10 protein-coding genes are annotated in these 13,690 nt (G+C 68.9%); 3 read left to right on the forward strand and 7 right to left on the reverse strand.

Annotation, left to right across the window (positions count from 1 at the left end; translation table 11 throughout):
* Window positions 1–16: 16 nt before the first annotated feature.
* Together WKC72_RS32705 and WKC72_RS32710 are read right to left on the reverse strand one after the other, a co-directional pair.
* The gene (locus tag WKC72_RS32705; protein WP_370184604.1) at window positions 17–1,540 is read right to left on the reverse strand and encodes a DUF6350 family protein; all 1,524 of its coding nucleotides are present in this window, start codon (window positions 1,538–1,540) and stop codon (window positions 17–19) included.
* Between the two features lie 111 nt (window positions 1,541–1,651).
* Window positions 1,652–2,719, reverse strand: a complete 1,068-nt coding sequence (locus tag WKC72_RS32710; protein ID WP_370180839.1) for a DUF5336 domain-containing protein — start codon at window positions 2,717–2,719, stop codon at window positions 1,652–1,654.
* Window positions 2,720–2,845: 126 nt separating this feature from the next.
* Between WKC72_RS32710 and WKC72_RS32715 the strand changes: the two genes are divergently transcribed.
* Window positions 2,846–3,472 (forward strand): YigZ family protein, encoded by a 627-nt coding sequence (locus WKC72_RS32715; RefSeq protein ID WP_037243675.1) that lies wholly within the window; start codon window positions 2,846–2,848, stop codon window positions 3,470–3,472.
* Window positions 3,473–3,531: 59 nt separating this feature from the next.
* Here the strand turns inward: WKC72_RS32715 and sucD are convergent, their stop codons facing one another.
* The 3 genes from sucD to WKC72_RS32730 all read right to left on the reverse strand — a co-directional run bounded on the left by sucD (window position 3,532) and on the right by WKC72_RS32730 (window position 7,741).
* Window positions 3,532–4,434 (reverse strand): succinate--CoA ligase subunit alpha, encoded by a 903-nt coding sequence (sucD, locus tag WKC72_RS32720; protein ID WP_005238543.1) that lies wholly within the window; start codon window positions 4,432–4,434, stop codon window positions 3,532–3,534.
* A gap of 15 nt (window positions 4,435–4,449) precedes the next feature.
* Window positions 4,450–5,619 carry an ADP-forming succinate--CoA ligase subunit beta gene (sucC, locus tag WKC72_RS32725; protein WP_005238541.1) on the reverse strand — a complete coding sequence of 390 codons (1,170 nt, stop codon included), beginning with the start codon at window positions 5,617–5,619 and terminating at the stop codon, window positions 4,450–4,452.
* A 169-nt stretch (window positions 5,620–5,788) separates the two neighbouring features.
* Entirely contained in the window at window positions 5,789–7,741 is a 1,953-nt protein-coding gene (locus tag WKC72_RS32730) for a hypothetical protein (RefSeq protein ID WP_370180842.1), read from the reverse strand.
* Window positions 7,742–7,971: 230 nt separating this feature from the next.
* Here WKC72_RS32730 and WKC72_RS32735 point away from each other — a divergent pair, with 230 nt between their 5' ends.
* Complete coding sequence (locus tag WKC72_RS32735) at window positions 7,972–9,033, forward strand: M23 family metallopeptidase (protein WP_009478835.1); 1,062 nt, start codon at window positions 7,972–7,974, stop codon at window positions 9,031–9,033.
* A gap of 75 nt (window positions 9,034–9,108) precedes the next feature.
* On the opposite strand, the gene pcrA is transcribed toward WKC72_RS32735, so the two are convergent.
* Complete coding sequence (pcrA, locus tag WKC72_RS32740) at window positions 9,109–11,595, reverse strand: DNA helicase PcrA (RefSeq protein ID WP_370180843.1); 2,487 nt, start codon at window positions 11,593–11,595, stop codon at window positions 9,109–9,111.
* A 273-nt stretch (window positions 11,596–11,868) separates the two neighbouring features.
* On the opposite strand from pcrA, the gene WKC72_RS32745 reads away from it, so the two are divergent.
* Window positions 11,869–12,165 carry a chorismate mutase gene (locus WKC72_RS32745; RefSeq protein WP_005238528.1) on the forward strand — a complete coding sequence of 99 codons (297 nt, stop codon included), beginning with the start codon at window positions 11,869–11,871 and terminating at the stop codon, window positions 12,163–12,165.
* Between the two features lie 38 nt (window positions 12,166–12,203).
* On the opposite strand, the gene WKC72_RS32750 is transcribed toward WKC72_RS32745, so the two are convergent.
* On the reverse strand, window positions 12,204–13,658 hold the full coding sequence (locus WKC72_RS32750) for an NAD-dependent succinate-semialdehyde dehydrogenase (RefSeq protein WP_370180844.1): 1,455 nt from the start codon (window positions 13,656–13,658) through the stop codon (window positions 12,204–12,206).
* Between the last annotated feature and the right edge of the window lie 32 nt (window positions 13,659–13,690).

Here is a 13,690-nt window from a genome sequence, read left to right on the forward strand (position 1 = left end):
TCGACCGACCAAGAGCCTAGTCGCTGGGGGTTGCGGGCCCTCGGGGCAGGTCGGCTTCCGGGCTCTCGGCGGCGTCTCCGGGCCCCTCGGGTTCGTCCGTCGGCGCGTCTTCCTCGACCTCGGCGTCCACCACGACCTCGGCCTCGTCGCCGGTGTCCTGCGGTGCAACCGGCGCTGCAGGCGCTTCGGTGTCGTCGACGAGTTCGGCTTCGATCACCCGGCTCGGCGCGACGTCTTCGGCGACCACCGGCTCCTCGGTGATCGGGGCGGCGATCGCCGGAACCTCCTCCGCGCCGGGAAGGTGCGGCTCCTCGTCCTCGGTGTCGGCGTCGTCCTCGTCGCCGGCGCCCCGGCTCCGATGCCAGGCCACGACCACCGCTGTCACCGCGCCCGCGAGTCCGAGCCACGCGAACGTGAGCAGTCCGAACGCCCACCAGTGCATCTCTACCGTTCCGAATGCGCCGAGCCTGCCGCCGGACACGAGGCCGAGCACCGCCGTCACCACGCCCACCCCCGCGGCGGCGGTCAGCACGGTGAACAGCGCTTCCTGCCCGCCGACGCGACGTCCGCAGTCGCGTCCGAGCATCACACCGATCAGCAACGGAACAACCAGCAGCGCAGGCCAGGCGCCACCCGACACCCCGTCGGGAACCGCGCCGAGCAGCGGCAACGGCGGCAGCGCACCACCGACGTTCCCGAATACGCTGACCGAGACGTCCCCGATCTGCGCGGTCCCTCCCATGACCGCGGCCGCGGCACCCACCACGACGTTCGGCAGGTACAGCACCGACAGGATCGTCAGTCCGAGCATTCCCACGACGCCGTCGCCGCGTTCGAGTAGCGAGCCGACCGTCGACCATTCCATCAACAGCGAAATCGTGACCATGACCGCGCCGGCACCGAGAATCGCCGTCAACGCGCGCAGACCCGGCCGCACCGCGTCCCGGACCCACGACGGAACCTGCGCACCGAGCGTCGGCCACATCGCGACCGTCACCCCGATCACCGACGCGAGCAGATGCACGAACAGCACCCACCCGAATGCGGCGAGCGCGTTCGGGGAGGACAGCGGGATGACCGCCGACGCGTCCGCGATGACGGCGAGACTGATGGCCGTCACCACCAGCGGTCCGGCCACCGCAGCGCCGATCACCTGCAGAGCGTGCCGCCGCGAGGACGCCGGATGCACCACGGCGGCGCATCCGCGGGCGACGACCCACATCATCCCGGCTGTCGGGATCAGCGGGAGGACACCGAGTGAGGTGCCGTCGATCGTCAACGGCACCTGGTGAATCGCCAGCCACGACGCCGCGATGGCACCGAACGTTCCCGTGAGGTCGCTGTTCGCGGCCACCAGCGTGACGACGATGAGTGCCGACAACAGGACGACGGTGACGCCCGCGGGCCGGAACGCGACCGCGAGCAGCGCCCGCATCTCGTCGGCGTCGGGCACGGGCCGCTGTCGCGGGACTTGCCGCTCGTCGTCACCGACGGCCCGCCGTCGTGCACCCTGTGCGACGCGCTGCGCACGATCAACCAAAGAACTCATCCCCTCGAGAGTGGCACTCCGACGCCCCGGCAGCGGTCAGGCGCGCCGCACAGAAGTGGCCTCCGACCACGTTCGGTCAGAGGCCACCTGCTGGTTGGGCCGTTACTTGTCGTCCCTGTCGGCGCGCGTGTCGAACGCCTGGGTCGGCGCGCTGTAGCCCTCCGATTCGGACTTCTCGGCGGATTCGGCCTGCTTCGCCTCGGTGGGAGGCTGCTCGCCGTACTCCAGCGTGCGCTCCACGGGGGTCGACTCGGACTGCGAGCCGTACGCAGGCGCCGCGTGCTGCGCGGAACCGTAGCTGGTCCCGGCCGGGTACTGGGAGCTGGGCGTTCCGGTGGACTGCGACGGGCTCGACGGCTGCGAGTAGCCCTGGTACTGCGGCTGCTGGTAGGCGGTGGTCGGGGCGTCGTACGACGCGGACCCGGCACCCGCAGCGGCTCCGTAACCCGGCTGTTGGGGCTGCCCGTAGCCCTGGCCGTAGCCGGGCTGGCTCTGCGAGGGCTGACCCTGCTGGCCGTAACCCTGCTGGCCGTAGCCGGACTGGTTCTGCTGGCCGTAGCCGGACTGCGACTGGCTGGGCTGCCCGTAACCCTGCGGCGCGCTCTGGCCGTAGCCCTGCGGCGGCTGTCCGTACGACTGCTGCGGGCCCTGCCCATAGCCCTGCGGGGCGCCTTGGCCGTAACCCTGCGGCGCCTGACCGGGCTGACCGAAGCCCGCGGCTGCGGCCGGCTTGGGCGCCGGCTGCTTGAGGAGCCCGATGTCGAACAGCACCGCCGCGACGGCCACGGCCGACTGGATGAATCCGAGAACGAGGATCAGGATTGCGCCCCAACCGGAATCCGCGTCGACGTTGAGAAATACGAACAACGCGACAACCCAGCCCGCGACGGACGCCGCCGCTGCCGCGCCCGCGTAGGACTGCTTCGGAAGAAGGGATGCCGCCGCGAGCAGACCACCGAGGAACAGAAGGCCGAGCCCATCCGTGTTCGCTTCGAACGAGTTCACGGACTCTCGCGCCAACGTGGCGTAGGGGGCGAACCCGAGCAGCAGGTTGAGGACACCGAGAACTGCGACACCGATCAGAAGGAAGAAGCCCAGGCCTTTCGATTCTCCCCCTGCAGTCGGTTGCGCGGGCGGACCGTAACTCGGTCCTCCGGGCGTGAACGTCATGACTTCTCCTAGTCGACAAGTGGTCGTCTGCGTGCGCTCTTTCGACGCTAGCCTACGGATACCCGTCGGTCACTGCGCTCAGTCACGAGCGGCGGCGCCGGGAACAGCGCAGGAGACAATGGTTCGGTGCCGTACACCCTCGCTCCCCGCACCGCCGATCTCACCCTCGAGACGGAGGTGAAGCACTCACGTTTCATCGCCGCCCTGCGGCGCGTCGAGGACCCCGAGGCGGCGCAGGCTTTCGTCCAGGATCAGCGGCGCGCGTATCCCGATGCGCGACATCACTGTTCGGCGTACATCATCGGAAACGGGCCCAGCGACCGGGTCGAGCGTGCGAGCGACGACGGCGAACCCGGTGGCACCGCGGGCATTCCGATGCTGCAGGTGCTCAAGGCCCGCGACCTCGTCGACGTCACGGTGGTCGTGACCCGGTACTTCGGGGGAATCAAGCTGGGTGCGGGCGGACTGGTGCGCGCCTATTCCGGCGCGGTGGCCACCGCGGTCGATGCCGCACCGCTCGTGCGAAGGGAACTGCGCCACCTGCACACCCTCGCCGTGGGCCACGCCGAGGCGGGACGCGTCGAGTCGGAGTTGCGTGTGCGGGGCGTCGTCGTGGTGGACACGACATACGGGGAATCCGCGGTCCTCACCCTCGCGGCGCGGGACTCGGCGGAGTTGGCCGATCTGGTCGCTGCCGTCACGTCGGGGACGGGGACACTCGATCCGGCCGGGGAGATGTGGGTCGATGCCTGAACGGCCCGTGCGCCTTTCTGGTAGCGGGAACTACCAAAAGGCGCACGGGCCCGAAGGGCCTAGGCCTGGACGGTCAGGCTCTGCAGGATCTCGCGAGCGAGCGCAGCGGTCTCGGACGGCGTCTTGCCGACCTTCACGCCGGCCGCCTCGAGAGCGTCCTTCTTGGCCTGCGCGGTGCCCGAGGAACCGGAGACGATGGCGCCTGCGTGGCCCATGGTCTTGCCCTCGGGAGCGGTGAAGCCCGCGACGTAACCGACGACCGGCTTGGTGACGTTCGCCTTGATGTAGTCGGCGGCACGCTCCTCGGCGTCGCCACCGATCTCACCGATCATCACGATGACCTTGGTCTCGGGGTCCTTCTCGAACGCCTCGATGGCGTCGATGTGGGTGGTGCCGATGACCGGGTCGCCGCCGATGCCGATGGCGGTGGAGAAGCCGAAGTCACGCAGCTCGAACATCATCTGGTAGGTCAGCGTGCCGGACTTGGACACGAGGCCGATCGGGCCGGTGCCCGCGATGTTCGCCGGGGTGATGCCGACCAGCGACTCGCCGGGGGTGATGATGCCGGGGCAGTTGGGTCCGATGATGCGGGTCTTGTTGCCCTTGGAGACGTTGTACGCCCAGGCGTACGCCGAGTCCTGCACCGGGATGCCCTCGGTGATGACCACGAGCAGCGGGATCTCCGCGTCGATGGCCTCGACGATGGCGTCCTTGGCGAAGGCCGGGGGAACGAACGCGATGGAGACGTCCGCGCCGGTCTTCTCGATGGCTTCGGCGACGGTGCCGAAGACGGGCAGCTCGACGCCGCCGTCGTGGGTGACGGTGGTGCCGGCCTTACGGGCGTTGACACCGCCGACGACCTGGGTGCCGGCCTTGAGCATCAGCGCGGTGTGCTTGGTGCCCTCGCCGCCGGTGATGCCCTGGACGATGACCTTGGAGTCCTTGGTCAGGAAGATAGCCATGTTTTTTGAGTCCCTTTACTTTGCGGCGAAGGCCAGCTCGGCAGCCTTGTCGGCAGCCTCGTCCATGGTTCCGACGACCGTGACCAGCGGGTGGGCGGCCTCGGCGAGGATACGACGACCCTCTTCGACGTTGTTGCCGTCCAGACGGACGACCAGCGGCTTGTTGGCCTCGTCACCCAGCGTCTTCAGGGCGCCGACGATGCCGTTGGCGACCGCGTCACACGCGGTGATGCCACCGAAAACGTTCACGAACACGCTCTTGACCTGCGCGTCGTTGAGGATGACGTCCAGGCCGTTCGCCATGACCTCTGCGGAGGCGCCGCCACCGATGTCGAGGAAGTTGGCCGGCTTCACGCCACCGTGCTTCTCACCTGCGTAGGCGACGACGTCCAGGGTCGACATGACCAGGCCTGCGCCGTTACCGATGATGCCGACCTCACCGTCGAGCTTGACGTAGTTGAGGTCGTTTTCCTTCGCCTTCAGCTCGAGCGGGTCCGTGGCGTCCTTGTCCTCGAACGCCTCGTGGCCGGGCTGACGGAACGCAGCGTTCTCGTCGAGCGTGACCTTGCCGTCGAGCGCGAGGATCTGGTCGTCCGGCGTGCGGACGAGCGGGTTGACCTCGACGAGGAGAGCGTCTTCGTTGATGAAGACCTCCCACAGCTTCTGGATCGTCACGGCCGCTGCGTCGAGCACCTCGGCGGGCAGCTTTCCTGCCTCGGCGATGCTGCGCGCGAACGCGAGGTCGACACCCTTGACGGCGTCCACGGGGATCTTCGCGAGAGCGTCGGGGTTCTCCTCGGCGGTGACCTCGATCTCGACGCCACCCTCGACCGAGCACATGGCCAGGTAGGTGCGGTTGGTGCGGTCGAGCAGGAAGGAGATGTAGTACTCCTCGGCGATGTCACTCGCCTCTGCGACCAGCAGCTTCTTGACGACATGACCCTTGATGTCGAGGCCCAGGATCGCCTCGGCGTTGGCCTGGGCGGCATCGGCGTCGGCGGAGTACTTGACGCCACCGGCCTTGCCGCGGCCTCCGACCTTGACCTGCGCCTTGACCATCACGGGCTTGCCGATTTCTTCGGCAATCTCGCGTGCGCCGGCGACCGTGTCGGTAACACGCCCAGCCGAAGTCGGCACCTCGTGCTTGGCGAAGAGTTCCTTCGCCTGGTATTCGAAGAGATCCATCTGCTCACCGTCTCGTCTGCGTTGACACCCGCTCGAGGGGTAGGAGCGGGTCTGTTTTGGACTTTAACCAGTTGCCGGGCCCGGTCTGCGCCCGCGTGTCTGCTATGTGGTCCACATCACGCGATATCAGGCATTGAGGCGGGCCTCACCGCTGTCAACGGGGCGGACCTCACCGATTTCTGCTGCGTGTCGTGAGGGCCGCGGCAGCCGCAATCAACACTATGCCCACCGTTGTCGGGACGACACCGGCCCCCATTGAGGGGTCGGTCACCCGGGCCGCGGTGAGCGGCCACGACAGGAGGTATACCCCCACGGCAACGGCCGAACCGAGCAGGAGTGCCACCGCCCGGGCCGGCCGGGCACGTGAGGCGACGATCACTGCGAGGACCACCGCGACGCCCAGGAGGACGCGCCCCCACACGTCGAGGTTCCAGGGGAACTCCGCGAACGACGCGGGCGCGTAGTCGTCGCCGCGTACGTCGGTCCCGTGGAAGAGCGGCAGTCCCAGTCCGGCGAACGCGGCGACCGCCCCGAGACCCCCGACCGCGAGGACCGCGATCGAGGTGGACGGCTCCTCGGACGTGTCGATCTCCTCACGTTCCGCCGAACCGGCGAACCACGTCAGCACGCCGGTGACGCCGGCGGCGACGGCCGAGCACCACAGCAGCGCCGCACCGATTCCGGCGCCGATTCCGGGCACGTCGGTGGCGAGCACGACGGACTGCGACACCGAGGCGACGGAGAACGGGATCGTCACCCACAGCACCCCGACCGCGGGTCGGACGGTGGAGGCGAACTCGGACAGCAGCAGCCAGACGCAGCCGACGACGAGGACGAGTGCGGCGACGAGCACGACCCGGGTGGCGTAGATGTCGGGGCGCACGGCGTCGGCCGGGATGTCGAGGACGGGGAGCAGGGCCCCGGCGGCGGCCAGCAGGGCGGTGACGATTCCGGTGATCCCGACGGCGACGTGCCAGCGGGCGATCCGGGCGCGGGCCGCGGCGGCCTCGGCTCGCAGCGCCGCCTTGGCGACGCCCTTCGCGGACGGGGTGACGGCCCCTTTCTTCGCCGGGCCGCCTGGAGCCGTCGCGGACGACGACGGAGCGGCGAGGGTTTTCAGGATCCTGCTGTCGCGAGCCCGGTCGACCATCGGGATGCAGACGCCGACGACGACGAGGACACCGGCGGCGACGGTCCCCCACACCGCGCCGGGACCGGGCTGGATCCGTTCGCCCGCGGCGAGCCCGGCCACGAGGCGCGTCCCGACCACGCCGAGCGCGGCCAGGCCGGCCCCGACGAGCGCACCGGACGCGACGGGTGGCGAGATGGACGCCAGTGCGGAGGCGACCACGATCAGAACGGCCGCCGCCAGCAGCCCGGCACCTGCGGACGCGGCGAGATCCGACTCCACGACCGTCGGGACGAGGATGACCGGATCCTCGGACACGAATGCGGGAGCGAACAGCGCGCCGACGAGCACGACGGCGGCGACCACCGCCACCGCGGACGGCAGGAACCCGACACGGGCACCCGTCGCCCGTCCGACCTGGTCGGAGCTGCGTGCGTCGCCGTAACCGTCCATCAGCGACTCCCGGTGGACCGCGACCATGCCGAGTAGGCCCGCGAAGGCGATCAGGACGTGTCCGGCGAGGACCGCGTACGCGCCGGACCCGGCGGCGAGCTCGGCCGCCGTCTCGGGCCGGAACAGTTCGAGTCGGTTGGCGTCGATGGCGTCCGTCCACAGCTGCGTGTCGAGCACGGCGGCGCCGACGGACACCGCACCGGCTCCGGCCAGCAGCGCACCCGCCACCGCGGTGCGGCGCGCGAGAACCGCGGGCACGGCGAGAATGGGTGCCGCGACGGCGAAGACGGCAGCCCACAGCGCGGCCGCGCCGATCGCGGACGGCGCTGCCACCCCGTCGACCGAACGAACGGCGTGCAGGACGGGTGCGGACGCCACCCCGAGACCCCCGACGAGTCCCAGGACGACCGCAAGAACGCATCCCCGGCGCGCACGGGCGGGATCGGGCTCGTCGGCGGCCGTCAGACCGGTGCCGCCGGACGAAGGAATGCGTTCGGGCTCGGCCCTACGCCCGTCCGGGGATCGAGTTGATGACGCCACACGCCGACGCTAGCGCTAACCCCCTGTCTCCCCGGGGTTGTGACACGCGTGGACAGGGGCGAGATTGAACCGAGACGAAAAGTGGGTTCGACGTTTCCCCAGCTCAGTTTGTGATGCCCGTCACATGTAGCCGTTCCTCCGCGTTACAGGTTGCGCGCATCGCAACCGTTTCGTTACCGTCGCCAAGGTCTAAGTCACAGGCAGGTCACGAGCAGGAGGGGGACGGGCGTATGCACCATCGCAGCCAGTTCACGGCCAGCCGTTTTGTGAGTCACCACGATGACGAGTTGCGGGGTCACAACGACGAAGTCGCGCCCACGTACCCCTCGAGGTCGGTCGAGCGTTATCCCGAGACCGATAGTTCTGAGATTTCCAGCATGTTCTTCCGCAATTCGCAGTCCCCACGCTCCACCCCCGACAGCGTCGACGCCGGCACCGGCTTCGAGACCGTCGACACCGAGTCCGAGATTCCCGGCTTCACCCCCCGCAGCGGTTCCGAGTCCTTCGAGGGCGCACCCTCCCACTCCCGCCGCGGAGCCCACCGCATCCCGACTCCCCCCTCAGCTCTCAAAGGCCGCGCCGCAGTCCTCGCAGTCGCAGCGGGCGCCGTAGTCGCCGCAGGCCAGGCCGCCGTCACCAGCGGATCGTCCAGCTCCTCCGACCACTCCGAGGTCGCCCTCGCCAGTGACGAGTCGAGCACCATCGGAACCACCGCCGAGCCGCAGGCCGCCCAGTTCTCCACGGTCGCCGACACCGCCGCGTCCGATTCGAACGCCCCGCAGGTCCTCAACATCGCGAACCCGACCGACCTGTCGCAGTTCAGCAACCTGCTCGCCAAGGGACAGCGTTTCAGCGAAGAGCGCGCCGCCCGCGAAGCCGCCGCCCGCCGCCCCCTGTTCGTCCTCCCCGCCGTGGGAACGTTCACCTCCAACTTCGGAAGCCGCTGGGGCACCCTGCACGCGGGCGTCGACATCGCCGCCCCCATCGGCACCCCCATCGTCGCCGTCGCCGACGGCGAGGTCATCGACTCGGGTCCGGCTTCCGGGTTCGGCATGTGGGTCCGCCTCAAGCACGCCGACGGCACCATCACCGTCTACGGCCACATCAACACCTCCACCGTCACCGTCGGCCAGAAGGTCATGGCGGGCGACCAGATCGCGACCGTCGGCAACCGCGGCTTCTCCACCGGCCCGCACCTGCACTTCGAGGTCCACCTCGCCGGCGAGAACAAGATCGATCCCCTGCCCTGGCTGGCCTCCCGCGGCATCAGCCTCGGCCCCGAGATGGACTGACCGAAACCTCTCGGCACCACCCGAACACACGACTGCGGCGCATGCATTGCATGCGCCGCAGTCGTTTCGTGATTGCTACAGCTTGACCATCGGGACGCCACCGATCAGCATCAGCCGGACCTTGCCCGCGCTACCGAAGTCGATGGTGACCGTCGCGGTCGGCCCGGCACCCTTGGTCTCGAGGACCGTGCCCAGGCCGTACTTGTCGTGACTGACACGGTCGCCGACCGTGAGCACCAGGTTGTTGTTGCGCGAGCGGGCGGCACCGAAGCTCGGCGTTCCCGCCGACCCGCCGCCGTAACCGGAACCGCCGCCGAAGCCCTGACCGCCGTACCCCCCTCCACGCGCACGGCCACCGCCGATCGCACCACCGGAACCGATACCGGTGCCCGGGTCCTCACGGCGCCAGTGCACGAGATCCGACGGGATCTCCTGCAGGAACCGCGACTCCGGGTTCTGGATCGGCTGGCCCCACGCCGACCGCATGACGGCCCGCGTCAGATACAGCCGCTGCCGGGCACGGGTGATGCCCACGTACGCGAGCCGACGCTCCTCCGACAGTTCCGTCGGATCGCCGAGGGCCCGCATGTGCGGGAACTGACCGTCTTCCCACCCGGTGACGAACACGACGGGGAACTCGAGCCCCTTCGCGGTGTGCAGCGTCATCAGCGTGACGACGCCCTCGTCGTTGTCGGGCAGCTGATCGGAGTCCGCGACCAGGGAGACCCGTTCGAGGAAGGCGGCGAGGGAACCGGGGTCGGGTTCGCCGTCCCGGGCGTCGACGTCGCCGTCCTCCGGCGGTTCCACGAGGCCGGCAGCGTTCCGCGCGTCGGAGCTGAACTCACGCGCCACGCTCACGAGTTCGTTGAGGTTGTCCAGGCGCGCCCCGTCCTGAGGGTCGCTGCTCGCCGCGAGTTCGGCGCGGTAGCCCGTCCGCTCCAGGACCGCCTCGACGACGTCGCCGATGTCGCCGAGCTGGTCGGGGACGATGTCGTCCGCAGTGGTCTCCGGCGGAAGCAGCACCCGCAGTCCGTCCATGAGCTCGAGGAACGACGCAATGGCCTTCTGGGAACGGGTGTTCAGCAGCGGTACCCGGCCCTCGCCACCGTCCCGCAGTGCCTCGGCGAAGCTGATGCCCCGCTGCTCGGAGTGGACGGCCACACATGCCTCGGCGCGGTCGCCGATGCCGCGGCGGGGTGTGTTGAGGATCCGGCGAAGGCTGACGGTGTCGTCCTCGTTCGCGAGGACACGGAGATACGCGACGATGTCACGGACCTCCTTGCGCTCGTAGAACCGCACTCCGCCGACGACCTTGTACGGAACGCCGAGCCGGATGAAGATCTCCTCCAGGGCACGGGAGGAGTTGTTGGTGCGGTAGAACACGGCGACGTCACCGAACTTGGCGTCGCCGGAATCGACGAGCTTGTCGATCTCGGACGCCACGAACGACGCCTCGTCGTGCTCGTTGTCCGCGACGTAACCGGTGATGAGTTCACCCTCGCCCGAATCGGTCCACAGCCGCTTCTCACGCCGGCCGGTGTTCTTCGAGATCACCGAGTTGGCCGCCGACAGAATGTTCTGGGTGGAGCGGTAGTTCTGCTCCAGCAGGATGGTGCGGGCGTCCGGGTAGTCGCGCTCGAACTCCTCGATGTTGCGGATCGTGGCGCCGCGGAATGCGTAGATCGACTGATCCGCGTCACCCACCACGCACAGTTCGGCCGGGGCGACCCGGTGGTCCGCGTCCTCGCCGTCCGCGGTTCCACCGACCAGTTCACGCACCAGCATGTACTGGGCGTGGTTCGTGTCCTGGTACTCGTCGACTAGCACATGACGGAACCGCCGGCGGTAGTACTCGGCCACCTGGGGGAACGCCTGCAGCATCGCGACCGTCTCGCCGATCAGGTCGTCGAAGTCCAGCGCGTTCGCCGAACGCAGCCGCTGCTGGTAGTGCCCGTACACCTTGGCGATCAGCCGGGGCAGTTCGGCCGGGTCCTTGTCGGCGTCGGCGCTCGCCTGCTCCGGATCGACAAGCTCGTTCTTGAGATTCGAGATGTGGGTGGCGAGCAACCGCGCCGAATAGCGCTTGGTGTCGATGTTCAGATCCTTGGCGATCATCGTCAGCAGTCGCCGCGAATCGTCCGCGTCGTAGATGGAGAAGTTCGAGTTGAGGCCGGGCAGCAGCGCCGCCTGGGCCCGCAGGATCCGCACGCAGCTCGAGTGGAACGTGGACACCCACATGCTGTTGGCCCTGGGGCCGACGAGGTGGGCGACGCGCTCCCGCATCTCCGCGGCGGCCTTGTTGGTGAACGTGATGGCCAGGATCTGACCGGGCATCACCCCCCGCTCGGCCAGCAGATATGCGATGCGGCGGGTGAGCACAGCCGTCTTGCCCGAGCCCGCACCCGCGACGATCAACAGCGGAGAACCGGCGTGCACGACCGCTTCCCGTTGCGGTGGGTTGAGGCCCTGGAGGAGCGCATCCGACCCCGCGCGCGCCGGTGCGGCGGTGTGCGGAGACGACTCGGCGCTCAGGGGAGAAGCGGTGCCGGAGATAGTGTTCATCAACTATCAAACTTACCGGCGTGTACCGACAGCGTCACAGCGGCTTGGCCTGCGCGGTGCCGCCATGGCAAACTGGTACACGTGTTCAGTCCGCCGTCGCGCCCCCTGTGGCGATTTTTTTACGGGTACCGGCCTCCGGTGCCCGTGAACTGAACAGCTCACGAGCCCCGAGGTCCGCACCGGATCCGGGGCTTTTTTCGTCAAACGAGCCTGGATCGGTAACGACTCGAGCCAAAACAACGATCCAAGTTCTGACAAGAGGGAGACGAACCAATGAGCACTCAGACCGTCGCATCAGCCGCCAAGGAAACCGCTGTTCCCACCAGCGAGGCCGAGATCGAGGTTCTCCGCCAGGAGATCGACAAGCTCGACGCCGAGATTCTCGCCGCCATCAAGCGCCGCGCGGAGGTCTCGCAGCTCATCGGGCGCACCCGGATGGCGTCCGGCGGTCCCCGCCTCGTCCACAGCCGTGAGATGAAGGTGCTCGAGCGGTTCAACGAACTCGGCCAGGAAGGCCACACCCTCGCCATGCTGCTGCTGCGCCTCGGGCGCGGCCGCCTCGGTCACTGATTTCCCGAAGCGGCCTGCCCATCCCCCGACGGCGGTCGTTACGGTTCGAGTGCCACGTACTTGGTCTCCAGGTACTCCTCGATGCCTTCACTGCCCCCTTCGCGCCCGAAGCCTGACGCTTTGACGCCGCCGAAGGGGGCAGCGGTGTCCGAGATGACCCCGCGATTGATGCCGACCATGCCCGATTCGAGGGCGTCGGCCACCCGGAGTGCACGGTCCAGATCGCGGGTGAAGATGTACGACGCCAGGCCGAACTCCGTGTCGTTGGCCGCCGCGATCCCCTCCTCCTCGGTGTCGAACCCGGCGATCGCGACCACCGGTCCGAACACCTCCTCCTTCAGGATCCGCGCCTGCGCGGGGATCTCGTCCAGCACCGTCGCCGGGTAGAAGTAGCCGGGACCTTCCGGGGCGACCCCGCCGAGCCGCACCCGGGCACCCGCGCCGACAGCGTCCTGCACCAGTTCCCCGACCTTCTCGAGCTGATCCGCGTTGATCAGCGGGCCGAGCGTCGTGTCGGAATCCGTGCCGGGCCCGAGTGTGTACGAGGACAGCTTGTCGACGAGTTTCGCGGTGAACTCCTCCCGCACACTGTTCGCGACGTGGAAGCGGTTGGCCGCGGTGCAGGCCTCGCCGCCGTTGCGCATCTTGGCGAGGACGGCACCCGCCACCGCCTTGTCCACGTCCGCGTCGTCGAACACCACGAAGGGTGCGTTCCCGCCGAGTTCCATGGACGTGCGCAGCAGCCCCTTCGCCGACTTCTCGACGAGCATCCGTCCCACCCCGGTCGACCCGGTGAACGTCAGCTTCCGCAGTCGGGGGTCGTCGAGCAGCGGTCCGGTCACCTCCCCCGACTTCGACGTCGGCAGCACGGACAGCACGCCCTTCGGAAGCCCCGCGTCGGCCATCACCTCGGCCAAGAGCAGCATCGTCAACGGAGTCTCGGACGCGGGTTTGACGATCATCGTGCAGCCGGCGGCCAGGGCGGGTCCGATCTTGCGGGTGCCCATCGCGAGCGGGAAGTTCCAGGGTGTGATCGCCAGACACGGCCCGATGGGCTGCTTGGTCACCAGGATGCGCCCGTTCCCCGCGGGTGCCGGTGTGTAGCGGCCGCCGATACGCACGGCTTCCTCGCTGAACCACCGGAAGAACTCGGCGCCGTACTTGACCTCCGCCGCGCTCTCCGGCAGCGCCTTGCCCATCTCCAGCGTCATCAGCAGTGCGAAGTCGTCGGCCCTGGCCGTGATCTTCTCGAATACCGCGCGGAGCAGTTCCCCACGCTCGCGTGCCGGGGTCGCCGCCCACTCCCGCTGCACCGCGACCGCGGCGTCGAGCGCTTTCATCGCGTCGGCGGGGCTGGCGTCCGCCACCTCGGTGAGGGCGTCACCGGTGGCGGGGTCGAAAACGGTGAACGTGGCGCCGTTCTCGGCGTCGCGCTTCTCGCCGCCGAGGAAGAGGGTTGTGGGAACGGTTCGCATGAGTTCGACAGCATCCATGACGTCCATCATGCGCCGCACCGAAGTTCGCA

Source organism: Rhodococcus wratislaviensis (assembly GCF_041228765.1).
GTDB classification, from domain to species: domain Bacteria; phylum Actinomycetota; class Actinomycetes; order Mycobacteriales; family Mycobacteriaceae; genus Rhodococcus_F; species Rhodococcus_F wratislaviensis.